This is a genomic window from Chitinophaga lutea, assembly GCF_003813775.1.
GTDB classification, from domain to species: Bacteria; Bacteroidota; Bacteroidia; order Chitinophagales; family Chitinophagaceae; genus Chitinophaga; species Chitinophaga lutea.
Genome location: NZ_RPDH01000001.1, coordinates 884884 through 909302, shown reverse-complemented (window position 1 = coordinate 909302; position 24419 = coordinate 884884). Strand labels below are relative to the sequence as shown.

The window sequence follows — 24419 nt, the reverse complement described above, 5'->3', positions numbered from 1 at the left end:
CTGATTTTTTATTCCCTTACCGCCGGATAATCCCCCCGGCCAGCACGTCGTCACCGTCATAAAACACGGCCGACTGGCCAGGCGCGATGCCTTTCACCTGTTCGTAGAAATGTACTTTCACGGTACCGTCGGGGCTGTTGTACACGTTGGCGAGGGCGCCTTTGTCTTTGTACCTGATTTTTACGGTCGATTCGAGGCCTTCGGGCAGGTGGTCGTACTTCACGTAGTTGAGGCCGCCCACGTTCATTTCGCTGCGGTTCAGTTCATGTTCGTCGCCCAGCACCACGGTGTTGGTTTCCGGGATGATCTCGGTGACAAAAATGGGCCTGCCCAGGGCGATTTCCAGCCCTTTCCGCTGCCCGATGGTATAGAAGGGGTAACCCTTGTGTTTGCCTACGATCGTACCGTCCGCCAGCACGAAATTGCCGCCATTCACCCTTTCTTCCAGCCCGTCCACCTTCCTTTTCAGGAAACCGCGGTAGTCGTTGTCCGGCACGAAGCAGATTTCATAGCTTTCCGCCTTTTTGGCCAGTTCCGGGTACCCGAAATCCATCGCCATCTGGCGGATCTCGGTTTTACGGTAAGTGCCCAGGGGCAGGAGGGTGCGTTTCACCACATCCTGGTCAAGGCCCCAGAGCACGTAACTCTGGTCTTTCGTTTCGTCCAGCCCCTTGCTGATCACGCCCCGGCCGTTTTCCATGCGCAGGCGCGCGTAGTGGCCGGTGGCGATGAACTCGCAGTCCATGGCGTCGGCCCGTTTCATCAGCGCGCGCCATTTGATATGCGTATTGCAGAGCACGCACGGGTTGGGTGTGCGGCCGGCTATATATTCGTCCACGAAATTGTTGATCACGAAGTCCCCGAACTCGTCCCGTATGTCCAGGATAAAATGCGGAAAGCCATGGTGCACGGCAGCCGCCCGGGCATCGTTGAAAGAGTCCAGGTTACAGCAGCCGGTCTCCTTCTTGGAAGGGCCCGCGCTCGCGTAATCCCAGGTCTTCATGGTGATGCCCACCACTTCATATCCCTGCTCATGCAGCATCAGGGCGGTGACAGTACTGTCAATCCCTCCGCTCATCGCTACCAGCACTTTGCCATGCTTGCTCATTTGTCATTGAATTAAGGATGCAAAATTACTGAAATCCCGGCAAAAGGGGGTATTTCTCCTATAGATAACAGCAATAGCGTCATAGATACGCTTCTTCCCTAAAAACGATTTACATCGATTGATTCCCGTAAATGTTTAGTAAATTGTCAAAAATTTGGAATGCTAATTATATATTTATCCGTGATTAGCTATGTTATTTAATAAATTATCTATGCATGCTTCCTAGATTGAATAAGCCACACGTTATGAACAACCCCGCATGGGGCATTACACCTGACTACTTTAATTATCCGGAAAAAATTCTTCAGTTCGGTACGGGCGTGCTGCTGCGCGGCCTCGTAGATTACCTGGTTGATAAAGCCAATAAAGAAGGCGTTTTCAAAGGCAGGATAGTAGTCGTGAAGTCGACCGACGGCGATGCCGGCGCATTCGGCACGCAGGACGGTCTTTTTACCACCCACATCAAGGGCGTGGCGCAAGGCCAGCCGGTTGATCAGTACCTGGTAAACGCTTCTATTAGCCGTGTTTTGCAATCGAATGCAGAGTGGGAGGCCATATTGGCCGCCGCCACGCAACCGTCGCTGAACGTCATTATTTCCAACACCACTGAAGTGGGCATCCAGTACGTGGAAGAAAACATCGCCGCGGGGGTGCCGGCTTCCTACCCGGGCAAACTGCTGGCCATCCTGTACGAGCGTTTCCGCAAGGGGATGGACGGGTTTGTGATCATCCCCACGGAACTGGTGGTGGACAACGGCAAACTGCTGAAGGAAATCGTATTGCAGCTGGCTGCATACAACAAACTGCCGGAAGATTTTGTACAGTGGATCGCATCGGCCAACCGTTTCTGCAGTTCGCTGGTAGACCGCATCGTGCCGGGCAGGCCCAAAAATATCAGCGAATGCTGGGAACAGGCGGGGTATGAAGACGAGCTCTGGATAGACGCGGAACCGTTCCTGCTCTGGGCCATCGAAGGCGATGCCGCGGTGGCGCAGCAGCTGTCGTTCCACCAGTCGGACGACCGCATGCTCATCGCGCCCAGCATCACCCCTTACCGCGAGCAGAAATTGCGCATCCTCAACGGCAGCCATACAGCGGCCGTGTGCGTGGGGTATCTCTCCGGCCTCAACACCGTATACGAATGCATGCAGGACGCGTACATGCGCCGCTTTTTCGAGACGGTGGTGATGGAAGAGATCCTGCCCACCCTCAGCAGTCTCGGCCCGCAAACGGCCGTGTTCGCGCGGGATGTGCTCGACCGTTTCGCCAATCCTTACATCGAACATAAACTCATCAGCATCACCTTCCAGCAAAGCTCCAAGATGAACGCCCGCAACGTGCAGACGCTGCTGCGTTACCGCGAGGTGAAAGGCATCCTGCCGGAGATGATGCCGCTCGGCTTCGCCGCCACCCTGCTGTTCCTCAAACCGGTCAGGGAAAACAACGGCAAGTACCAGGGCCTGCGCGGGAAGGATACGTACTACGATATCACCGACGATAACATCGCCGTATTTGCAGAACACTGGAAATCGGTGGAGAAGAACGGCTACCCGGAAGTGTCTGCCATGGTGCGCGCGATCTGTAAAGACGCCCGCCTCTGGGAAACGGACCTGAACAACATCCCGGGTTTTGCGGACACGGTGGCCGACCACCTGCTGGGCATGCTGCAGAACGGCGTGCAGCCCTACATCACACAACACTCTAAGGTTTTATAAGATAAGCAGTGTCATGAAAACTTTTCTATCTGAGGATTTCCTGCTCCAAACGGAGACAGCCAAACGGTTATATTTTGATTTCGCGAAAGACATGCCGGTGATTGATTACCACAACCACCTGCCGCCCGACGAAATAGCCGCCAATAAACAATTTTCGACCATCACGGAAGCCTGGCTGAAAGGCGACCACTATAAATGGCGCGCCATGCGGGCCAACGGGGTGAACGAAGATCTGATCACCGGCGGCGCCGATGATTTCACCAAGTTCAAAATGTGGGCGGAAACCGTGCCCTACACCATGCGCAACCCGCTCTACCACTGGACGCACATGGAGCTGAAGAAACCCTTCGGCATTACGGAAACGCTGAACGGCAACAACGCGGCAAAAATATACGAAGCCTGTAACGCGCAGCTGCCGAAACTCAGCACGCAAACCCTGCTGCAACAGTTTAACGTGGATACGCTTTGCACCACCGACGACCCGGCCGACCCGCTGGACCATCACATCGCCATCCGCAAACAGGGCTTCAAAGTGAAGGTACTGCCTACTTTCAGGCCTGATAAAGCCATGGCGGTGGAAGACCCTGCCGCCTTCAACGCCTACATGCAAAAGCTGGGCGCTGCCGCGGGTATCGAGATCAAAAACTACCAAACCCTGCTGGACGCGTTAAAAAAGCGGCACGACTACTTCCATGAGAACGGCGGCCGTTTGTCCGATCACGGGCTGAACTATTTCGTTTATGCGGACTTTACGGAAACTGCGCTGGAAGAGGCTTTCAGAGATGTAGCGGCAGGCAAAAAAGTGACCGACGAAATCGCCACGATGTTCAAAGCGGCCACCCTGCACCACATCTGCACCTGGAACCACGAAAAAGGCTGGGTACAGCAGTTCCATGCAGGCGCCATCCGCAACAACAACTCCCGCCTCCTCAAACGGCTGGGAGCCGATGCAGGGGTGGATTCCATCGGCGACTGGCCCATGGCCGAAGCGATGAGCCGCTTCTTCGACCGCCTCGATCAGAACAACCAGCTCGCCAAAACCGTCGTGTACAACCTGAACCCCGCCCATAATGAAGTGTACGCCACCATGGTGGGTAACTTCCAGGACGGCAGCGTGGCCGGCAAAATGCAGTTCGGCTCCGGCTGGTGGTTCCTCGATCAGAAAGACGGTATGGAGAAACAGATGAACGCGCTCAGCAACATGGGCCTGCTCAGCAGGTTCGTGGGCATGCTCACGGATTCCCGCAGCTTTCTCTCTTTCCCGAGGCATGAGTATTTCAGGAGAATATTGTGTAATTTGATCGGCAACGATGTGGAGAACGGTGAACTGCCCGGAGATATTCCCTGGTTAGGAAAGATGGTACAGGATATATGTTATAACAACGCCAAAGCCTATTTTAATTTTTGATGCAACCGGTTTCAGTTATTACGTTTGGAGAAATTTTATTAAGGCTGAGCCCCGAATGGGCCCAGCAGCGCGCCGCTCTTTTCGTAGGCGGCGCGGAAGCGAATGTGGCCGCAGCCCTGGCTACCTGGGGCGACAAAGTGGCCTACATCAGCAAAACGCCGGACAACGGCCTGTCGAGGCAGGTACTGTCGCAACTGGAGGCAGTGGGTGTGCAAACCGACCGCATGCTCTGGGGCGGCGACCGCATCGGCGCTTATTATCTCGCGCAGGGCTCGGACCTGAAACATGCCGAAGTGGTGTACGACCGCAAGTATTCCAGCTTCTCCGAGATCAAACCCGGTACCGTGGATTGGGACGCATTGCTGGGCGACGCCACCTGGTTTCACTGGAGCGCCATTTCACCGGCGCTGAACAAAGACGCCGTGGCGATTTGCAAGGAAGTGCTGGAAGCGGCCACCCGCAAAGGTATGACCATTTCCACCGATCTCAACTACCGGAGCAAACTCTGGCAATACGGGCAATCGCCGCTGGAGGTGATGCCGGAACTGACGAAGTACTGCCACGTGATCATGGGCAACATCTGGGCCGCCAACATGATGCTGGGCATTCCCCTCAACCAGGAAGCCATCCGGGCGGATACGAAAGAACAATACCTAGAGGCGGCAAAAAGTGCTGCCATGGCCATTGTACAGCAATTTCCGAAGTGCGACCGCGTTGCCTTCACCTTCCGTTTTTCTTCCGCGCCCACGCATAACCTGTATTATGCCGTGTACTGGAAAGACGGGGAACTGTATGTGTCCAGGCAATTTGAAACGAATGAAGTGGTAGACAGGGTAGGGAGCGGCGACAGCTTCATGGCCGGTCTCATACACGCTAACCTGAACGGTTACACGAACCAGCAGACCATTTCATTTGCCGCAGCGGCAGCGTATTCCAAGCTGTTCCGCACCGGCGATTTTAACCTGACCGCAAAGGAATCGATCACGCAACTGATGTAGAATATGACACCACAACCTGAAACTGTATTAAGCGCATTTGAATCTACCAAGGTGGTACCTGTATTTTACCACGACGATCCGGAAGTATGTGCGGCCGTGATGAAAGCCTGTTATGAAGGCGGCATCCGTGTGTTTGAATTTACCAACCGCGGCGAAAACGCCCGGCAGAATTTCGCCCACCTCCGCGATCTGAAAGCCGCTTCCATGCCCGATATGTACCTGGGCATCGGCACCATCAAAAACGCGGCGGACGCAAAAACGTTCACCGATATGGGCGCCGATTTTATCGTGAGCCCCATCATCGATGAAGCGACGGCGACCTACTGCCGGTCGCAGAACATCTTCTGGGTGCCCGGCTGCATGACGCCTTCCGAAATTGCGGTGGCGGAAAAGAGCGGCGCGCTGCTCGTGAAACTGTTTCCCGGCAGCACCCTCGGTCCCGGTTTCGTAAAAGCCATCAAACCCCTGTTCCCCGGTCTCCGGTTCATGCCCACCGGTGGTGTGGAGCCCGAGCAGGCGAACCTGCAGGCCTGGTTCGATGCCGGGGTGGTATGCGTGGGGCTGGGCTCCAATCTTCTGCCCAAAGCGGCCATCGATAAAAAAGACTGGGCGGGACTGGCCGGAAAAGTAACGCAAACGTTTGCATATATAAAGGCATTGAAGTAATTTGTTGCCAACATGTATTTATCCTAAACAATCAACGAAATGAATTCCACCGTAGTAGGCCGGTACCGCTGGCGCATAGTTGCTTTATTGTTTTTTGCCACCACGATCAATTACATCGACCGGCAGGTGATCGGGCTGTTGAAGCCTATCCTGGAGAAAGAGTTTAGCTGGACCGAAACACAATACGGCGAAATCGTGATGATATTCTCCGCCTGCTACGCACTGGGCCTGCTCGTGTTTGGCCGGTTTGTGGACAAGGTGGGCACCAAATTAGGGTATACTGTTTCCATCGTGGTGTGGAGCATCGCGGCCATGGCGCATGCGCTGGCTAAATCCACTTTTGGTTTCGGCGCTGCACGTGCGTTGCTCGGGTTGGGTGAGGCGGGTAACTTCCCCGTGGCGGTTAAATCCGTGGCGGAATGGTTCCCGAAAAAAGAAAGGGCGTTTGCCACCGGCCTCTTTAACTCCGGCGCCAATATCGGCGCGGTAGCCGCTCCGGCCGTAGTGCCCTGGCTGGCCTCAGCGTACGGCTGGCAGGAGGCTTTCATCTGGACCGGTGTGATCGGTTTTGTATGGCTGATTTTCTGGCTGGTGATGTATGAATTGCCCGCCCGTCATAAAAAAGTAGGAAAAGCCGAACTGGCGCACATTCAAAGCGACGGCGAAGAGGATCCCGGGGCGGATCAGAAAAAGGTATCCTGGATCAAACTCTTCGGCATCCGCCAGACCTGGGCTTTCGTATTCGGCAAGCTGCTCACGGATCCCATCTGGTGGTTCTTTCTGTTCTGGCTGCCGTCTTATTTCTCCACTACGTTTAATCTGAACATGAAAAGCCTCGGCCTCCCGCTGATCATCGTATACACTGCCACCACCATCGGCAGTATCGGCGGCGGTTACCTGCCGGGCTGGCTCATCAGCAAAGGATGGCCGGTGTTCAAGGCGCGTAAAACGTCCATGTTCATTTTTGCCATCCTCGTCATCCCGATCATGACCGCGCGTTATGCGGAAAATATGTGGGTGGCCGTTGCACTGATCAGTCTGGCCGCCGCCGCGCACCAGGCCTGGTCTGCCAACATCTTCACCACGGCATCCGACATGTTCCCGAAATACACCCTCAGCTCCGTAGTGGGCATCGGCGGTATGGCGGGCTCCATCGGCGGCATGCTGTTCCCGCTGGTAGTGGGCGCGCTGCTCGACCACTACAAAGCGCTGGGCAATATCAATGCAGGATACAACATCCTGTTCCTCATCTGCGGGTCGATGTACCTGCTGGCCTGGGTAACCATGCACTTCTTTGCGCCGCGCATGGAAAAGGTGGAAGTGAAAGCATAATCCCGATTTTATCAACCGGAAATAGAAAAAGGTCTCCCGTTTGCGGAGGCCTTTTTTCATGAGGAAATGTTTATGACGCAGGTGTGGAAAACCGCTGTAATGCGACTTTGCGGAGGGCTTTTTATGCATAAAATGCAGGGTGTTTATCACGCAGGTATGAAAAACCGCAGTAATGCGACTTTGCGGAGGGCTTTTATGCATAAAATGCAGGGTGTTTATCACGTGGGTATAAAAGACCACTGTGATGCGACTTTGCGGAGGGCTTTTTTATGCATAAAATGCAGGGTGTTTATCACACCGATATAAAAGACCCTGTATACAATGGTAGTGGCGGGCAACGACAAATCATCATGGTGTTAGGTGTATGCAACGGGATGCAAGCAGCGGGCCTGATGTGGACGATGGATATCGTGTGGTGTTGGATTTATGAGATGGATGTAAACGATGGAGCTGGTGAACACGACGGATAATGCATGGTATTGGATTTACAAGATGGATGGAAATGATGGCTAGTTGCGCACAAAAAAACGGTGCAGGACATCCCCACACCGTTTTTCGCATATTGATCGGTAGTACGTTATTACAGACTAACGCCGCGCTTCCAGGGAATGAAATCGTCCTGGTGCAGCAGCTCGGCCTTGGTGAAAATCTCACCGCTGGCCACTTTCACCACGAAGTCGAGAATATCTTCGCCCATTTCCGCGATGCTTTTCTGGCCGCTGATGATGCTGCCGGTATCGACGTCGATAATATCCGGCATGCGCTGGGCGAGGCGGGTGTTGGTAGACAGTTTGACAACAGGGGCGATCGGGTTGCCGGTAGGCGTGCCGAGGCCGGTTGTGAACAACACCACGGAGGCGCCGGAACCCACTTCAGCGGAGGTGGACTCCACGTCGTTGCCCGGTGTGCACAGCAGGTTCAGGCCCGGTTTCGTAGCATATTCGGTATAATCCAGCACGTCTTTCACCGGGGAGGTACCGCCTTTTTTGGCGGCGCCGGCGGATTTGATGGCGTCCGTGATCAGCCCGTCCTTGATATTGCCGGGCGAGGGGTTCATGTAAAACCCGGAACCGACAGATTGGGCCTGGCTTTCATAGGCACGCATGATGCTGATGAATTTATCGGCCGTGTCGTCGTTTTCGCAACGGTTGATCAGTTCCTGTTCCACACCGCAGAGTTCGGGAAACTCAGACAGGATGGTGGTGCCGCCCAATGCCACCAGCAGGTCCGATGTGTGACCGATGGCTGGGTTGGCGGAAATACCTGAAAACCCGTCTGAGCCGCCGCATTCCAGTCCCACTACGATTTTGGAGAGGGGAGCCGGCTTGCGTTCCAGTTTATTGGCTTCCACCAGCGCCAGGAAAGTATCCCTGATGGCGGTAGAGAGCATATTGAATTCGGAACCGCTGGTTTGCTGTTCGTACACCAGTACCGGTTTGTTGAAGTCGGGGTTCAGTTTCTTGAGCGCCTCCTGGAGGATGGACACCTGCGCGTGCTGGCAGCCCAGACTCAAAACGGTGGCGCCGGCCACGTTGGGGTGATGGATATACCCGGCCAGCAGGGCGCAGAGGGCGTCGGAATCCTGGCGGGTACCGCCGCAGCCGCCTTCGTGGATGAGGAACTTGATACCGTCGATATTCTGGAAAACGGCATTTTTCCTGGGCTCGGCGCTTGCTTCCGGTGCCTTGTATGTTTTGATGGCATCGAGATTGCCGCTTTTGTAGAGGTTCACCAGGTCGTTCACCTGTTCGTTGTAGACCTCTGCGGGCGCGAACCCGAGGCCTTTTTCAAAGGCTGTTTTGATCACTCCCACATTCCTGTTTTCGCAGAACACCATGGGAATCACCAGCCAGTAGTTGCGGGTGCCCACCTGTCCGTCTGCCCGGTGAAACCCCCGGAAGGTCTGATTGGCCCAGCGGCTTACATCAGGCGCTTGCCACTGGAAGTTCGCGTCTTTCTCATGGAAGGCGTTGGCGTCGTGCTGCAGGTTTTTAACGGTAATGGTTTCCCCCTCCTGGATGGGTTGCACGGCCTTGCCTACGAGCACGCCGTACATCAGTACGGGATCGCCCGGCTGAAGGGGTGCCAGGGGAAATTTATGTTTGGCGGGAACGTTCTGCTTCAATTGAATTTTTGAACCATTGAACTCTATTTGCTGCCCAGCCGGTAGGTCTTGTAAAGCCACCAGCACATTGTCTTTCGGGTGAATCTGAAGATACGTGTTCATGATATGCTAAAATAGCGCATTTGGGAACGTGCTGTTAATACTAAAATCTGAATTTTTGATTGGATCTTAACCAACTGCAAAGTTAACGAAAGCCTGTAGTATTTTAGTGCTGAAGCCCCCGGCGTTACTGATATTTGACGGTTTTATAGCAATTTAATGCAAACGTTTGCATTTCTCGGGATTTTATATTACCTTTCCATGGATATTCTCAAACTTTGATATACCTTTTATCGTAACGGAATTTTTTAAATCTACCAGATGAGCACGTCTATAGAAACCAGATATGCCAGCAGCCCGGCCGAAGCCAAAGCCTGGGATACTGCGCAGGCCAGGGAAGCGCTTTTGATCACGCCGCTTTTTGAAGCCGGCAATGTACGGCTGGTGTACAGCCACTACGACCGTTTTATCACCGGCGGCGTAATGCCCGTTGATCAGCCGGTAAAGCTTGAAACCGTAGACCCGCTGAAAGCGGAGTATTTCCTTGAGCGCCGCGAGCTGGGCATCATCAATACCGGCGGCGACGGCACCGTGACGGTAGACGGTGAGGTATACGAGGTGGGCTTCAAGGAAGCGCTCTATGTCGGGAAAGGCAAGCGGGAAGTGGTATTTGCGAGCAACAACAGTGCCGCACCCGCCCGGTTCTACCTGAATTCCACCCCCGCGCATACCAACTACCCCACCCGCCGCATCACGCGCGCAGAAGCGGATGTGGTGACGCTGGGAGCACAGGAAACCTCCAACCACCGCACCATCAACAAACTGCTCGTGAACTCCGTACTGCCTACCTGCCAGCTGCAGATGGGGATGACGGAACTGAAACCGGGCAATACCTGGAACACCATGCCGGCCCACACGCACGACCGCCGCATGGAAGTGTACTTCTACTTCGAAGTGCCGCAGGGCCAGTCGGTTTGCCACTTCTGGGGCCAGCCCCAGGAAACCCGTCACATCTGGATGCAGAACAACGAAGCGGTGATTTCGCCGCCCTGGTCCATCCACTCCGGCGCAGGCACCAGCAATTATACCTTCATCTGGGGCATGGCCGGTGAAAACCTCGACTATGGCGATATGGACCATTGTGCAATCCCTGATTTACGGTAACGGATATACGACTTTTCAATGAAACGATTTATCATACACTGTATCTGCGCCGGCATATTGTCGGGCGCGGCGCTGACCGCCGCCGCCCAGCAGGTGGCGCTCCACAACCCGGCCTCCGTTGCCGGCGGCCTTGTGGAAGTGGACTATGCGGCCTTGGCGGCGCAATGGCAGCCGCTGGCCAAAGGCAACTTCAAAGTGATCAACACGGCCACCGGGAAAGAAGTGGCTTACCAGGTGTTGACGGAAGGGACCGGCGCGCCGGTGAAAATCCTGCTCGACGTAACCCTGCCCGCAGGCGCCAAAATCACCGTGAAGTTCGTGGAAGGCAAACCTGCGCCGGTTGCGGCCAAAACCTTCGGGCGGTATGTGCCGGAACGGAAAGAGGACTTCGCCTGGGAAAACAACAGGGTGGCCTTCCGGATGTACGGCAAAGCGCTCGAGGCTACGCCGAAGGAAATGGCCTATGGGGTGGACTTCTGGAATAAACGCACCGAGGACCTGGTGATCAACAAATGGTACAAACGCAGCAATTACCATAAAGACGAAGGCGAGGGGCTCGACTATTACCACGTGGGCCTGACGCTTGGTGCAGGCGGCATTGCGCCGTACCTGGAAGACAGTATCTGGTTTTCACGCAACTACACCGGCCACCGCATGCTCGACAGCGGGCCGTTGCGCACCACCTTCGAACTGAGCTACGATGCCTGGCAGGTGGGGCGCAGGTCCGTGACCGTCACCAAACGCGTATCGCTCGACGCCAATGCCCAGTTGAGCAAAATGGACATCCGCTACAGCGAGAACCTGCCCGTGGCGATCGGCATCAGCAAAAGGAAAGAGCCCGGGGCCATGCTGCTGGAAGAAACCAGCGGCGTAATGGGATACTGGGAACCACAGCACGGAGCCGACGGCACCACCGGTATCGGCTGCATCGTACTGGCGCCGGTGAAAGAAATGAAGGTCGAAAAAGGCCATCTGCTGGCGGTTTCCGCTACGGACGGCAACAATGCCATCACCTATTACACCGGTGGCGCGTGGGATAAAGCAGGGAAAATAAGGAACGCCGGGGAGTGGTTCCGCTACCTCCAGGAGCAGGCTATCCGCCTCCGTCAGCCGGTTTCCGTTAAAATTATCGAGAAAAGTAAAAAATAATCTGAGGTTATGAGTGTTTTAAACTTATTCAGCCTGAAAGGCAAAACGGCACTGGTGACCGGTTGCAAACGCGGCATAGGAAAGGCCATGGCAGTGGCTTTAGCGGAAGCGGGCGCCGATATTATCGGGGTGTCCGCATCGCTGGAGCTGTCGGGCAGCGAGGTGGAAAAAGAGGTAAACGCCACCGGCCGGAAGTTTACGGCCTACCAATGCGATTTTGGGAAGCGCGAAGCATTGTATAATTTTATCGGAACGGTACAAAAGGATTTTCCGGTAATCGATATCCTCGTGAACAATGCAGGCACCATTATGCGTAAGCCGGCTGCAGAGCATCCGGATGAGTATTGGGACGAAGTGATTGCCATCAATCAGACCGCGCAGTTCATCCTCACCCGCGAGATCGGGAAGAAGATGACGGAGCGCGGCAGCGGCAAGGTGATATTCACCGCTTCGTTGCTCACTTTCCAGGGCGGCATCAATGTTCCGGGATATGCAGCGAGCAAAGGCGCCGTAGGGCAGCTCACCAAGGCTTTCGCCAACGAATGGGCTTCCAGAGGCGTTAATGTGAACGCCATCGCACCGGGTTACATTTCCACGGATAACACAGCGGCCTTGCGGGCAGACGAAAAACGCAGCCAAAGCATCCTGGAACGTATCCCAGCCTCCCGCTGGGGAGAGCCGGAAGATTTTATGGGACCGGTCGTATTTCTGGCTTCTGCCGCATCCAACTATATGCACGGCACCGTAATGACGGTAGACGGCGGCTGGATGGGCAGGTAACATCCCCTAAACATCAAATCATATGTCGTCCCTTCGTTCTGAAAAAACAATTGTAGACATTGCTGAAGAGCTGGAACTTTCCGTGTCCACCGTATCGCGGGCACTGAACGATCATCCCAACATCAGCGCCAAAACCAAAGAGCGCGTTAAAAAGATGGCGCGGAAGCTGGGCTACCGCCCCAACGCGATGGCAGCCGGCTTGCGGAACAACAAAAGCAAGACCATCGGCCTCATCGTACCGCGCATCTCCATGTTCTTCCCGGCAACCATCAGCACGATCATCCAGAACAAACTGCAGGAGTTCGGCTATAACCTGATCATCTGCCAGAGCAACGACTCACTGGAACAGGAAATCGAACTGGCCAATACGCTGTATTCGGCCAGGGTAGACGGCCTGGCTGTATCCGCCACCCTCTACACCACCGATTTCTCCCACTTCGACATCTTCAAACAACAGAATACGCCGATCGTGTTTTTCGACCGTACGCCGAAAGACTACAACGTGAAAGTGATCAAAGGCGACGATTTCCTCGGCGGCTACAAAGCCACGGAACACCTGGTGGAAAAGGGCTGCAAAGACATTGTGCACATCTCGGGCCCGCTCACGTGTAATCTGTATACGGAGCGGCTCGCGGGCTACAAGGAGGCGCTGCAGCGCCACAAACTGCCTTACAAAAAACACCGCGTGTTTTTCCATGAGCTCACGCGCGAAAACGCCTGGCAGACGGCCGAGAAGATATTCGCGCAAAAACCTTACCCCGACGGGATTTTTGCCACCAACGACACCACGGCCATCACCATCCTGGAATATTGCCGGAAACACGGTATCAAAGTACCGGAGGAATGCAAGATAGTCGGGTATTCCAACGACCCGCGCACCGAGATCATCACGCCTTCCATCACCTCGGTAGACCAGTTCCCGGCTACCATGGGCGAACGGATTGTAGCGGCGCTGATGGACCTGATCCAGGCCCGCCACCCTGCCGCGTACCGTCATTCGCAGGAGATCGTGCCGATTCAGCTGGTGGAAAGGGAATCGAGCGGCGGCACGGGCTGGGAAATCCCCGACCCGGTAAGCAATGGCAAAACCGCCGTAGCCACGGGAGCCACGGCCAAAGCCGTCAAGAAGAAAAAATAAGTCGTGCCGGCAGGAAAGCCTGCCGGCCTCAAGTAAAATTCACACGGAATGAAAAGCAAGATTGTTCTTTTATTACTGGTTTGCTGGGGCGCCGCCGCCCAGGCGCAAACGAAACTCTCCACCAAAAAGATGAAGGCGCTGGTGGACGAAAGCCTCCGGTTTTCGGCGCGGCAGTATAAACACATGATGAAGTCGCTGCCCGACTCACTGTTCCCCCGCTCCACCAACAAAGACGGCAGCCTGATGACCGCGAAATTCAACTGGTGGACGGCCGGCTTCTACCCCGGCTCCTGCTGGTACCTCTACGAATACACGAAAGACGACGCCTTTAAAAAAGAAGCCGAAAAACGCCAGGTGTACCTGCTGCCCGACCAGTACCGCACCAACACCCACGACCTCGGTTTCCTCATGTACTGCAGCTTCGGCAACGGCCTGCGTATCACCGGCAATGCGGCATATAAGGATATCCTGATGACCAGCTCACGCTCGCTCATCACCCGTTATAAACCCACCATCGAGGCCATCCGCTCCTGGGATCATCCCGGCTGGAAGTGCCCAGTGATCATCGATAACATGATGAACCTCGAGATGCTGGCCTGGGCCACCCGCAACAGCGGCGAGCCTATCTTCCTCAACATCGCCGTGAACCACGCCAATACCACCATCAAAAATCATTTCCGCGACGATTACAGCTCGTACCACGTGATCGACTACGATACCACAACGGGCAAGGTGTTCGCCAAAAAGACCCACCAGGGCCACTCCGACGCCTCCGCCTGGAGCCGCGGACAGGCATGGGGCCTCTACGGCTACACGATGATGTACCGCGAAACCAAAGACCCGAAGTACCTCGACCAGGCCAAACACATTGCGGATTACATGCTCAATCATCCCCGCATGCCGAAAGACCTGATCCCGTACTACGACTACGATGCACCGGAAATCCCGAACGCCATCCGCGACGCATCCGCCGGCGCCGTGATGAGCTCCGCGCTGCTCGAGCTGAGCAAATACGTGGACAAACAGGACGGCAAACGCTACTGGAATGCAGGCGCAGATGCGCTGGCAAGTCTTGCCGGCCCCGCCTACCGCGCCAAAGAAGGGGAGAACAACAACTTTATCCTCATGCACAGCACCGGGTCCATGCCCGGCAAATCCGAAATAGACGTGCCGTTGTCTTACGCCGACTACTATTTCCTCGAAGCCCTGCTCCGTTACAAGAATTGGGCGCCCAGGTGATTTTAATACAATTTTAATACGCTATTGACAAGGAATGCGGCCGTTTGGCGCATTCCTTGTCTTTTATTAGCCCTGCCTCCCGCCTTTTTTTGTTATTTTGCCACCGTATCAAAAGAACGGACGGGCGGATGATTCATTTACCAAACCTTATTGCAGACCTCGCTTTGCTGCTCGGTGCAGCGGCCATCACCACATTGATCTTCAAAAAACTGAAGCAGCCGCTGGTGCTCGGTTATCTTATTGCCGGTTTTCTTGTAGGCCCTTATTTCGATTTATTCCCGACCGTCCGGGAGGAGGGCAACATCCGCGTCTGGTCCGAAATAGGGGTGATCTTTTTATTGTTCAGCCTCGGCCTTGAATTCAGCTTTAAAAAACTGATGAAGGTCGGCGGGGCGGCTTCCATCACCGCGCTCGTGGAGGTGGCTGTCATGCTCGGGTTGGGTTATGCCACCGGGCAGTTGCTGGGCTGGGGCATGATGGACAGTATTTTCCTCGGGGGCGTGCTGTCGGTTTCCTCCACGACCATTATTATCCGTGCGTTCGAAGAGCTGGGCGTGAAGGGGCATAAATTCGCCGGGCTCGTATTCGGTATCCTCGTGGTGGAAGACCTGATCGCGATCGTGCTGCTCGTATTGTTGTCCACCCTGGCCGTGAGCCAGCAGTTTGCCGGAACGGAAATGCTGATTTCCGTGGTGAAGCTGGTATTCTTCCTGATCCTCTGGTTCGTGGGCGGCATCTTTTTCATCCCCACATTATTAAAGAAAACAAAATCGCTGATGAGCGAAGAGACCATGCTGGTAACGGCTATCGCCCTTTGCCTCGGCATGGTGGTGCTGGCTACGCAGGTGGGATTTTCACCCGCGCTCGGCGCGTTCATCATGGGCTCCATTCTCGCAGAAACCACGCAGGCGGAAAAAATAGAGCACCTCGTCAAATCCGTGAAAGACCTTTTCGGCGCCATCTTCTTCGTTTCGGTGGGTATGCTGATAGATCCTAAAATGCTGCAGCTGTACCTGGGGCCCGTGCTGTTGCTGACGGTGATCACGCTGGTGGGCAAAACGCTGAGCACCACGCTGGGCGCCGTGATCTCGGGGCAGCCGTTGAAAACCTCCGTGCAGGCCGGTATGAGCCTGGCGCAGATCGGGGAGTTTTCGTTCATCATTGCCACGCTCGGGCTCACGCTCAAGGTAACGAGCGACTTTCTCTATCCCATCGCCGTGGCCGTTTCGGCGATCACGACCTTCACCACGCCTTACCTCATCAAAATGGCCGAGCCGTTTTACGGCTGGCTCGATAAAAGAATCCCGGCAGGCTGGAAATCCACACTGGCGCGGTACAGCACCGGTGCGCAGACGATTTCGCAGGCCAGCGACTGGCAGGTGGTACTGAAAGGATATGTGATCAACACCGCCGTAAGCGCGGTGATCATCATTGCCATCGGGCTGCTGTCGTCGCTCTACGTGCTCCCGAAAGTGGAAGAACTGGCCGGGGCGAGGTGGAGCAGGATCATTACGGCCATCGGTACATTCCTTGTGATGATGCCTTTTCTTTGGGCGCTCGCGGTGCGGCGGGTGGAATCCGCCGCGTTTTCGAACCTGTATGCGCAGAACAAATACAAAGGCCCGTTGTGGCTGCTTCGTATAGCCAGGATAGTGCTGGCCGTATTCCTGATCGGTATGATGCTCGACCGGATTTATTCCTTTACGGTGGCGTTTTCCGTGACGGTGGTGTTCCTGACCGTACTGATCATTTTCTCCCGCCGTTTGCAGGTGTTCTACGACCGGCTGGAAGCCCGTTTCTTCACCAACTTCAATGCCCGTGAAACCGCGCAGGCTGCCGCCGAAAAGCGCCGCAATCCGGTGCTGGCGCCCTGGGATGCGCACCTGGCCTCATTTAATGTGCGCCCCGACTGGGAGGGCGTAGGCCAGACGCTCGAAGAGCTTGGCCTGCGTGAAAAATACGGCGTTAATATAGCCGTGATCGAGAGAGGGGAGCGGCTGCTGCCCATTCCCCCGAAGTCCGAGCGGCTGTATCCCGGCGACCGGCTGCAGGTGATCGGGACCGACGATCAGATCGCCCTGTTCCGCCAATACATCGAACAGCATCTGCCCGACATCCGCCCCGTGAAAACAGAAGTGGAACTGCGCCGTTATGAAGTGCTGCCCGGCTCGCAGGTGTACGGTAAAACCATCCGCCAGTCCGGCATCCGTGAGCAGGCGCACAGCCTGGTAGTGGGCATCGAGCGCGGAACGGAGCGTATCCTCAATCCCATCTCCGATATGCTGCTCGAAGAGGGCGACGTGGTATGGGTGGTAGGCAGTCCAAAACGTACCGCAGCGTTGTTCCGCGTGAAAGGAGAAGCGCAGAAACCAGCCGTGTAGTATTTTATATCAGCCATTTATGGGGCGCCGATAACTTCGTACCTTTGTAACAGTAAACAGGAAAGGTATGAAAGTGATCTATCGCAAACTCGGACGCGAAAAAGCGTACGGAATGTCTGATTACGGTTGTAATACCATTGTGATTGACAGCCGCCTGCAGGGCCGTAAACATCTGGAAGTCAGTCTTCACGAATCACTGCACATCTACTTCCCCGAAAAGAGCGAAACTTTCGTTAAAAACACGGCCAGGAAGCTGGCCAATGTGTTATGGAAAATGAGTTACCGCAGGGTGGATAACTCATTGGGAATCTAGTGTATATGTGCCCGTTGGGGACTACCGGCCATGCCGGTACGGTATTGTCATGAGCCGTTCACTGCAGAAAAACGGCCCCTTAATCCCGATTTTTCAGCGTAATTTCCGAACCTGTTACACAAAATTTATCGATCAACCTCGCGCCGAAGACCGGCCATTAAAAGAATAAAAAGCAGTTTAGCAGTATCATGAAAGATATGAAAGGCCAGGGAATGAAGCGCTTATCTCTGAAAGATGTAGCCAGGATGGCAGGAGTGGCCCCCTCCACCGTTTCCTTCGTACTCAATGGGAAAGCCCGCCAGATGCGCATCAGCGATGAACTGGCGGAAAAGGTGCAGGCCGTCGTTAAAAAGACGGGCTACCAGCCGCATTCCGTGGCCGTCAACCTGCGCACCGGGCAGTCCAAAACACTGGGACTGATGGTGGAAAGCATCTCCGGCAGTTTTTTCGCCGCGCTGGCCAGGGTGATAGAATCCGAAGCCGACCGGTTCGGTTATAATATTGTGTATTGCAGTACCGAAAACAACGCACAAAAAGGCAGCGACCTCATCCGCATGCTGAACCGCCAGCAGGTAGACGGTTTCCTGATCACGCCCGCCGCCGGTATGGAAAAAGACATCGAGCAGCTGCTGGCGCACAAACGGCCGGTGGTCCTGATGGACAGTTATTTCCCCGGCATACAGGTGCCCTATGTACTGATCGACAACTACGGCGGGGTGCGGCAGGGCATGAAACACCTGCTGGGAAAAGGTTATAAAAAGATCGGTTTTATTACGGTGGATATGGACCTCGTACAAATCCAGCAGCGCTTGCAGGGTTATAAGGACGCGTTGAAAGAGGAAGGCATTGCCGTACGCAACAAGCAGGTGCTGAAGATTTCGTATAACAGTCCGCGTGAGGAAGCCGTACGCCTCATCCAGGAGTTTATCCATGCCAACAAAGGGCTGGACGCCATTTTCTTCGCCACCAACTATCTCGGTATCCTCGGTCTGGAAAGCATCGCCGGATTGGGCTTGCGCATGCCTGAAGACATGGCCATGATCTGTTTCGACGACCATGATATTTTCCGGCTGTACCCGCCCGGTATTACCGTGGTGCAGCAGCCGGTGGAGGAGATCGCCAAAACTGCCATTAACCTGCTGATGCAGCAGCTCGATAAAAGTCCCCGCTCCACCCGTAAAAGCCAGGTGCAGGTGCCCGGTAAATTCATTAAACGCGGCTCCGCGTGAGCCATTGCTAAACGTTTAGTTTTTCTTCCCATTCTATTGGACAACCAGCATTACTTTTGCGCTGCACAGGCAACTCATTAAGTGTAAATTCTACGCCGTACTTTTTGTAATTACTACCGGAGGTCGCGGAGGCGATAAATTCTGTTGTTGCCCGAAACGCTTTACTGCATTGCGTTCGCATCGAACTAAAAAAACCGTTCAAATAATTTTTCGTGAAAAAATTTTGAAAGCCATAAATTAATTCTACATTTATGGTACGTATTACTTCTCCGGTGATGCCGGTACAGATCCGAATGGGTCTTTTTTTTGGAAGCTATGCTAAATCGATTTTGCATTTGGCTGTTTTTGAAGGGGAGAAGGGGACATGGAAATTCCAGGTTATTTGACCTAACTGTATTCTGTAATGCTCTGCCAGAGCCCCTGCAGAAGGAATTTTTTTATAAGTGAACTTTGAAAAACCAGTCCGTAATCTAAATCGCGATGCCGGTACTGAATAGGAGTGAACAGAGAAAGTGGTGCGGGTCCGCTAACCCACCACGTGTAATATATATACGCTAACAAAACCGTAGGTAACTGAGAAAATCCATTGGGATTGTTGTGACGATTCCACAACTGGCAATCAATTTTTAATCATTCAACAAAAAATTTATCGTAACAATGAAAGGATAGCAACACGGCAGATCATTTAGTGCCGAATGAGCTCCAGCTTTCAAACCTATTGCTAAATCGATTTTGCTTGCATGGCCAGCTATGCATGCAGGGAGTGTTTTGTGCCTCCTGACGGCTTCCCCCGGAAGCTGAAAGGCTGTGTTTTGCCCTGACTTTTCCCCTTCATGCACAACTGCGGCTGTGTACAGGGATTGTTTTGCCAACTCCCCGCGGCGCCTCCGGAAGCCGGCAGAAATCGCCATGCCATAACGTTTTGAGCTGCTGCGTTACCAACTTATTCCAAATTATTAACCAAATCAATTCCAATTGCAATGAAGAAAAGATCCACGTTTTTCATGCACGTGAGCTGGCTCGGCGCTTTGCTGCTGCTGTCGGCCTCCCTGGCCTATTCCCAATCCAGAACCGTCAAAGGCACGGTGAAGGATGCCAAAGACCAGTCTCCCCTCCCCGGTGTAACCGTCAGGGTGGTGGGCACCAGTACCGGTACACAAACCGGTGGTGATGGTTCCTACAGTCTGAACATTACATCAGGCACACAACTGGAGTTTTCGTACATCGGCTACGAAACGCTCACGCTGCCCCTCGGCAGCGGCAACACCGTGAACGCATCGCTCTCGCTTTCTTCCAAAACGTTGGAAGACGTAGTGGTGGTGGGTTACGGTACATTGAAGAAAAAAGAAGTGACCTCCGCGGTGACCACCATCAAGGCGGAAAACTTCAATCCCGGCGTGGCGCGTTCCCCCATGGATCTCGTGCAGGGTAAAGTGCCGGGCCTCAGCATCACCCGTGTGAACGGCAACAACCCGAACGCAGGCGCTTCCGTACAGATGCGCGGTATTACCAGCCTTAGCGGCACCATCGGCCCGCTGATCGTAATCGATGGCGTGCCGGGCGGCAACCTCGATCTGTTGCAGCAGGAGGACATCGCCTCCATCGACGTACTGCGCGATGGTTCTGCCGCAGCGATCTATGGTACGCGTGCGAACGGCGGCGTTATTCTCGTAACCACCAAAAAAGGGAAATCCGGCGAGCCGCAATTCAACTTCGGTTCTTTTCTCCAGCGTGATGAAGTGGCTAAAAAACCTCGCTTCCTCAATGCGGAAGAATTCAAGGCCAACGCTCCCGCCGGTAACGACCGCGGCAGCAGTACGGACATTTACGACATGCTCATCAACAAAAAGAACCTGTCGCAATACTACACGCTCTCCGCTACCGGGGGCACCGAAAAATCAAACTACCGCGCCGCCGGTTATTACAACGACGGTGAGGGCATCGCCAAACGCAATTCCCGCAAACAGTACGGCGGCCGCCTGAACGTGAACCAGACCGGTTTACAGGGTAAAATGACCCTGCAGGCAAACCTGGCTGCCAACTTCAACAAAGCGGACCTGCTGGGCGGCAGCAACGGCGATTTCGAACAGGCGGTACAAAGAAACCCGACGGCACCGGTTAAGAACCCGGACGGCACCTTCCTAGAAACCACCGCTTTCAACAACTTCAACCCAGTGGCCCGCCTCGAACAGGAATTGTCCGAGCGCGATCAGCAAACCATTCAGGCAGACGGTAAGGTGACCGTGGAAGTATACAAAGGCCTGCGCGTATCGGCATTCGGCGCCATCGTACGCAATAACTGGAACGACCGCCAGTACAGGCTGCGCGCTTCCCGCTCTTCACAGGTAGACTACCAGGGCGGCGGATATGCTTCCAAAGCCAACCGCGTGGAATTCGACAAAACATTCGAATCCGTTATCGATTATAACAACACTTTCGGCGAGCACAGCATTACGGCTCTGGCCGGCTACAGCTACCAGTACAGCACTATTGAAACCTACAATGCCAATAACGCGGGCTTTCTGACGGATGCTTTCCAGGACTGGAACCTCGGTAACGGTTTGTACCGTACCCTCGGCCGCTCCGGCATGGGCAGCAATAAAGTGGACAATACCCTCGTGGCATTTTTCGGCAGGGTGAACTACACCTTCCGTCAGAAATATTTTGCACAGGCGATTCTCCGCCACGAAGGTTCTTCCCGCTTCGGTGCCAACCACAAATGGGCGGACTTCCCGGCATTCTCCGTGGGCTGGACGCTGAGCGAAGAAGACTTCCTGAAAGGCAACCGCACCATCAACCAGCTGAAACTCCGCGCCGGTTACGGTGTTACCGGTAACCAGGGTTTTGCCAACTACCAGTCGCTGATCCTGCTCGGCACCGGCGGCGCTTACCTGCAAAACGGTTCCTGGTTCGAAACATACGGCCCTTCCCGCAACCCCAACCCGGATTTGCGCTGGGAAAAGAAAAAAGAATGGAACATCGGGGTGGACTTCAGCCTGCTGAACAACCGCCTGAGCGGTTCATTCGATGTGTACCAGCGTAAAACGGAAGACCTGCTGAGCAACTACGATACGCAATTGCCGCCGTTCGTGACCAGCCAGATCTTCACCAACGTGGGCACCATCTCCAACAAGGGTTTTGAAATCGTGCTGAGCGGTACGCCGGTGCAGACGAAGAATTTCACCTACAACGTGGACGTTACCTTCAACCGCCAGCAGAACGAGATGACGAGCATCCATAACGACCAGTACCGCCTGGAGAAACTGGAGTTCGGCAGCCTGCCTTCACCCGGTGCGCTCGGTAATGCCATCCGCGTAGTGGAAGGCGGCGCCCTCGGCAACTTCTTCGGTAAACGTTTTGCCGGTTTCGACCAGAACGGCAAATGGCTGTTCTACAAAAAAGACGGCTCCAAGGTGGTGGCCGGTCAGATCACGCAGGACGACCTCGGTGTAATCGGCAACGGTGTGCCTAAAATGATGTTCTCCTGGAATAACGTGTTCCGTTACAAAAACTGGGACCTCAGCCTGTTCTTCCGCGGCAAGCTCGGATACGACATCCTGAACCTGCAGGAACTCTATTTTGGTAACAAGGCCTGGTTCCCGAACAACGTGCTGTTAAGCGCCATCACTAAACACAAGGGCCTCAACGACGTGCCCCAGTATTCCGACTACTACCTCGAAAAAGGTGATTTCATGAAACTGGACAACATCGCCCTCGGCTATAGCTTCAAACTGAAGTCCGATTACATCCGCAGCATCCGCATTTACGCGGCCGGCCGCAACGTGGCCACGTTTACCAAGTACAGCGGGCTTGATCCCGAACTGGAAGATAACGGCCTCACCACGGGTATCGACGCCCGCGGCTTCTATCCCAGAACAAGGTCTTACACCATTGGTTTGAACATCGGATTTTAGAATTTTTTAAAACTGAAGAACATGCAAAAGAAATATATCCTGCCGGGCCTGGTTTCCCTGATGTTGGGAGCAGGCGCCTGCACGAACCTGGAAGAAAAGGTATACAGCGAAATTCCCGCTGAAAACTTCTACAAAAACCGGACGGAGGTAATGGCGGCCGTACTGCGCCCGTTCACCCACGCCAATGCCTGGGCTGCGCCCACAGGGCAGGTGGGTTACTGGCGGGTGAACGAACTGTCTGCCGACCAGCTGGCCTGGCCCCAGAAAGGCCGCCACGGTTTTGACGGCGGCGACTGGATCCGTCTTCACAACCACGCCTGGATCGCCAACGACAACAACGCCTGGAACCCCTGGCGCCTGATGTTCTGGGGGATGGGTTTTTGTAACAACACCATCAAAGACCTGTCTGCCATCGACTTCAAGACGATTGGGATGACGGACGAGGATAAAGCCGCCATCATCGCGGAAACCAAGGTGCTGCGCGCCTGGCATTACCTGAAACTGATGGACCTGTATGGGAACATTCCCATCGTGACCGAGGTGGGTGTGCCCATCAGTCCCGAGAACGCCCCGCGCAAAGACGTATGGGCCTTTATCGAAAAAGAGCTGAAGGAAAACGTGGACCTGCTGCCCAAACTCGCCCCCTCGCTGGTGGGCCGTGTAACCCGGGCCGCCGGTTATGCAATGCTGGCAGAACTGTACCTGAATGCCGAAAAATGGGCCGGTACGCCGCGCTGGGACGATTGTGTGGCCGCCTGTAACAAGATTCTCGACGGTTCCTGCGGTTCCCTGTCCGGTGGGGCGCCTGCACTGGAAACAGACCTGCTCAAGCCGTTCGACAACATGAACCACCTCTCCCCGGAGAACCTTTTCCAGATCACCTACGACTACACGGTGGGCAACTTCCGTTTCGGCTGGAACGGGGATCTATGGCATTATGAGCAAAAAAAGCTGTATAATGCAAACTTTAACGGAAATAACGGTATCGTGGTGATTCCCACGGCTTTTGATGCATTTTCAGCTAAAGACCTCCGGAGAAAGAACTGGCTGCTGATCGATACCGCCAAAATTGATGTGGCTTTCCGCACCAACTTCAACGACAGTATCGTGAAAGGGACAGAGGAATACGCCGGCAAACCGCTGGTGTTCGTGAAAGAGATACGCCGCAATACCGAAGGCGAAACCGGCCCTGGTGGCATGACGAGGGGAGAAGAGAACAGCGGCGCACGCTTTAACAAGTACCGCCCCGGAGTGCAAACCTCCAATGTTTACTGGAACAACGATTTTGTGCTGTACCGCCTGGCGGAGATCTATTATAACAAGGCCGAGGCCCTCATGCGCAAGAACGGCGGGGTGGCAACAGCCGAGGTAGTGGACCTGGTGAACACGGTACGCAAAAGGGCCTTCTCTGCAACAGATTGGCCCACAGAGGCTTATACAGTTGCAAAATTAACTTTGGACGAATTCTTGGCAGAACGCGGCCGCGAGTTTATTTTTGAGGGGAAAAGAAGAACAGACATGATCAGGTTCGGGAAGTTCACAACCGCCTCCTGGTGGGATCACCCGGCTTCAGGACAGGCGAAATGGGAGCTTTTCCCCATCCCATACAATCAGATGATCCTGAACAAGAACCTGAAGCAGAATCCCGGTTACGAATAACTGTTCTTTTTATAAACAAGTGCTTATCATACAAACAATAAAGAGTAGCATCTAACGGCTGG

Annotated in this window: 17 protein-coding genes; 15 read left to right on the top strand and 2 right to left on the bottom strand. The window is 54.5% G+C overall.

Features of this window, described 5'->3' with window-relative positions; all coding sequences use genetic code 11:
• Positions 1 to 16: 16 nt before the first annotated feature.
• Positions 17 to 1108 carry a tRNA 2-thiouridine(34) synthase MnmA gene (mnmA, locus tag EGT74_RS03550; RefSeq protein WP_123845154.1) on the bottom strand — a complete coding sequence of 364 codons (1092 nt, stop codon included), beginning with the start codon at positions 1106 to 1108 and terminating at the stop codon, positions 17 to 19.
• A 245-nt stretch (positions 1109 to 1353) separates the two neighbouring features.
• Here mnmA and EGT74_RS03545 point away from each other — a divergent pair, with 245 nt between their 5' ends.
• From EGT74_RS03545 to EGT74_RS03525, 5 genes are read left to right on the top strand one after another with little or no spacing between them, the layout of a single operon-like run.
• Positions 1354 to 2823 (top strand): tagaturonate reductase, encoded by a 1470-nt coding sequence (locus tag EGT74_RS03545; protein ID WP_246008111.1) that lies wholly within the window; start codon positions 1354 to 1356, stop codon positions 2821 to 2823.
• Positions 2824 to 2836: 13 nt separating this feature from the next.
• Positions 2837 to 4231 carry a glucuronate isomerase gene (gene uxaC / locus EGT74_RS03540; protein ID WP_123845152.1) on the top strand — a complete coding sequence of 465 codons (1395 nt, stop codon included), beginning with the start codon at positions 2837 to 2839 and terminating at the stop codon, positions 4229 to 4231.
• A complete protein-coding gene (locus EGT74_RS03535; RefSeq protein WP_123845151.1) occupies positions 4231 to 5229 on the top strand; it encodes a sugar kinase in 999 nt (332 codons plus the stop codon). The genes uxaC and EGT74_RS03535 overlap by 1 nt, the downstream gene beginning before the upstream one ends.
• A gap of 3 nt (positions 5230 to 5232) precedes the next feature.
• Positions 5233 to 5895: a bifunctional 4-hydroxy-2-oxoglutarate aldolase/2-dehydro-3-deoxy-phosphogluconate aldolase gene (gene eda, locus EGT74_RS03530; protein WP_123845150.1), complete on the top strand. Its 663-nt coding sequence runs from the start codon at positions 5233 to 5235 to the stop codon at positions 5893 to 5895.
• A 39-nt stretch (positions 5896 to 5934) separates the two neighbouring features.
• Positions 5935 to 7227: an MFS transporter gene (locus EGT74_RS03525; protein ID WP_123845149.1), complete on the top strand. Its 1293-nt coding sequence runs from the start codon at positions 5935 to 5937 to the stop codon at positions 7225 to 7227.
• A 580-nt stretch (positions 7228 to 7807) separates the two neighbouring features.
• Here the strand turns inward: EGT74_RS03525 and EGT74_RS03520 are convergent.
• A complete protein-coding gene (locus tag EGT74_RS03520; RefSeq protein ID WP_123845148.1) occupies positions 7808 to 9454 on the bottom strand; it encodes a UxaA family hydrolase in 1647 nt (548 codons plus the stop codon).
• Positions 9455 to 9712: 258 nt separating this feature from the next.
• On the opposite strand from EGT74_RS03520, the gene kduI reads away from it, so the two are divergent.
• The 10 genes from kduI to EGT74_RS03470 all read left to right on the top strand — a co-directional run bounded on the left by kduI (position 9713) and on the right by EGT74_RS03470 (position 24357).
• Positions 9713 to 10555 (top strand): 5-dehydro-4-deoxy-D-glucuronate isomerase, encoded by an 843-nt coding sequence (gene kduI / locus EGT74_RS03515; RefSeq protein ID WP_123845147.1) that lies wholly within the window; start codon positions 9713 to 9715, stop codon positions 10553 to 10555.
• Between the two features lie 18 nt (positions 10556 to 10573).
• The gene (locus EGT74_RS03510; RefSeq protein WP_123845146.1) at positions 10574 to 11704 is read left to right on the top strand and encodes a DUF4861 family protein; all 1131 of its coding nucleotides are present in this window, start codon (positions 10574 to 10576) and stop codon (positions 11702 to 11704) included.
• Positions 11705 to 11713: 9 nt separating this feature from the next.
• Complete coding sequence (locus EGT74_RS03505; protein ID WP_123845145.1) at positions 11714 to 12484, top strand: SDR family NAD(P)-dependent oxidoreductase; 771 nt, start codon at positions 11714 to 11716, stop codon at positions 12482 to 12484.
• A 22-nt stretch (positions 12485 to 12506) separates the two neighbouring features.
• Positions 12507 to 13622, top strand: a complete 1116-nt coding sequence (locus tag EGT74_RS03500) for a LacI family DNA-binding transcriptional regulator (protein WP_123845144.1) — start codon at positions 12507 to 12509, stop codon at positions 13620 to 13622.
• 48 nt (positions 13623 to 13670) lie between these two features.
• Positions 13671 to 14861 (top strand): glycoside hydrolase family protein, encoded by a 1191-nt coding sequence (locus EGT74_RS03495; RefSeq protein WP_123845143.1) that lies wholly within the window; start codon positions 13671 to 13673, stop codon positions 14859 to 14861.
• A 128-nt stretch (positions 14862 to 14989) separates the two neighbouring features.
• Positions 14990 to 17242 carry a cation:proton antiporter gene (locus EGT74_RS03490; RefSeq protein WP_123845142.1) on the top strand — a complete coding sequence of 751 codons (2253 nt, stop codon included), beginning with the start codon at positions 14990 to 14992 and terminating at the stop codon, positions 17240 to 17242.
• A gap of 67 nt (positions 17243 to 17309) precedes the next feature.
• Positions 17310 to 17555: a hypothetical protein gene (locus EGT74_RS03485; protein WP_123845141.1), complete on the top strand. Its 246-nt coding sequence runs from the start codon at positions 17310 to 17312 to the stop codon at positions 17553 to 17555.
• A 212-nt stretch (positions 17556 to 17767) separates the two neighbouring features.
• On the top strand, positions 17768 to 18784 hold the full coding sequence (locus EGT74_RS03480) for a LacI family DNA-binding transcriptional regulator (protein WP_123845140.1): 1017 nt from the start codon (positions 17768 to 17770) through the stop codon (positions 18782 to 18784).
• 980 nt (positions 18785 to 19764) lie between these two features.
• Positions 19765 to 22698 (top strand): SusC/RagA family TonB-linked outer membrane protein, encoded by a 2934-nt coding sequence (locus EGT74_RS03475; RefSeq protein ID WP_123845139.1) that lies wholly within the window; start codon positions 19765 to 19767, stop codon positions 22696 to 22698.
• Positions 22699 to 22719: 21 nt separating this feature from the next.
• A complete protein-coding gene (locus tag EGT74_RS03470) occupies positions 22720 to 24357 on the top strand; it encodes a RagB/SusD family nutrient uptake outer membrane protein (RefSeq protein WP_123845138.1) in 1638 nt (545 codons plus the stop codon).
• Positions 24358 to 24419 lie beyond the last annotated feature (62 nt).

Bases quoted from the DNA above. Each gene is read 5' to 3' on its own strand.
- mnmA (WP_123845154.1), bottom strand. From the start codon at position 1,108: ATGAGCAAGCATGGCAAAGTGCTGGTAGCGATGAGCGGAGGGATTGAC.
- EGT74_RS03545 (WP_246008111.1), top strand. From the start codon at position 1,354: ATGAACAACCCCGCATGGGGCATTACACCTGACTACTTTAATTATCCG.
- uxaC (WP_123845152.1), top strand. From the start codon at position 2,837: ATGAAAACTTTTCTATCTGAGGATTTCCTGCTCCAAACGGAGACAGCC.
- EGT74_RS03535 (WP_123845151.1), top strand. From the start codon at position 4,231: ATGCAACCGGTTTCAGTTATTACGTTTGGAGAAATTTTATTAAGGCTG.
- eda (WP_123845150.1), top strand. From the start codon at position 5,233: ATGACACCACAACCTGAAACTGTATTAAGCGCATTTGAATCTACCAAG.
- EGT74_RS03525 (WP_123845149.1), top strand. From the start codon at position 5,935: ATGAATTCCACCGTAGTAGGCCGGTACCGCTGGCGCATAGTTGCTTTA.
- EGT74_RS03520 (WP_123845148.1), bottom strand. From the start codon at position 9,454: ATGAACACGTATCTTCAGATTCACCCGAAAGACAATGTGCTGGTGGCT.
- kduI (WP_123845147.1), top strand. From the start codon at position 9,713: ATGAGCACGTCTATAGAAACCAGATATGCCAGCAGCCCGGCCGAAGCC.
- EGT74_RS03510 (WP_123845146.1), top strand. From the start codon at position 10,574: ATGAAACGATTTATCATACACTGTATCTGCGCCGGCATATTGTCGGGC.
- EGT74_RS03505 (WP_123845145.1), top strand. From the start codon at position 11,714: ATGAGTGTTTTAAACTTATTCAGCCTGAAAGGCAAAACGGCACTGGTG.
- EGT74_RS03500 (WP_123845144.1), top strand. From the start codon at position 12,507: ATGTCGTCCCTTCGTTCTGAAAAAACAATTGTAGACATTGCTGAAGAG.
- EGT74_RS03495 (WP_123845143.1), top strand. From the start codon at position 13,671: ATGAAAAGCAAGATTGTTCTTTTATTACTGGTTTGCTGGGGCGCCGCC.
- EGT74_RS03490 (WP_123845142.1), top strand. From the start codon at position 14,990: ATGATTCATTTACCAAACCTTATTGCAGACCTCGCTTTGCTGCTCGGT.
- EGT74_RS03485 (WP_123845141.1), top strand. From the start codon at position 17,310: ATGAAAGTGATCTATCGCAAACTCGGACGCGAAAAAGCGTACGGAATG.
- EGT74_RS03480 (WP_123845140.1), top strand. From the start codon at position 17,768: ATGAAGCGCTTATCTCTGAAAGATGTAGCCAGGATGGCAGGAGTGGCC.
- EGT74_RS03475 (WP_123845139.1), top strand. From the start codon at position 19,765: ATGAAGAAAAGATCCACGTTTTTCATGCACGTGAGCTGGCTCGGCGCT.
- EGT74_RS03470 (WP_123845138.1), top strand. From the start codon at position 22,720: ATGCAAAAGAAATATATCCTGCCGGGCCTGGTTTCCCTGATGTTGGGA.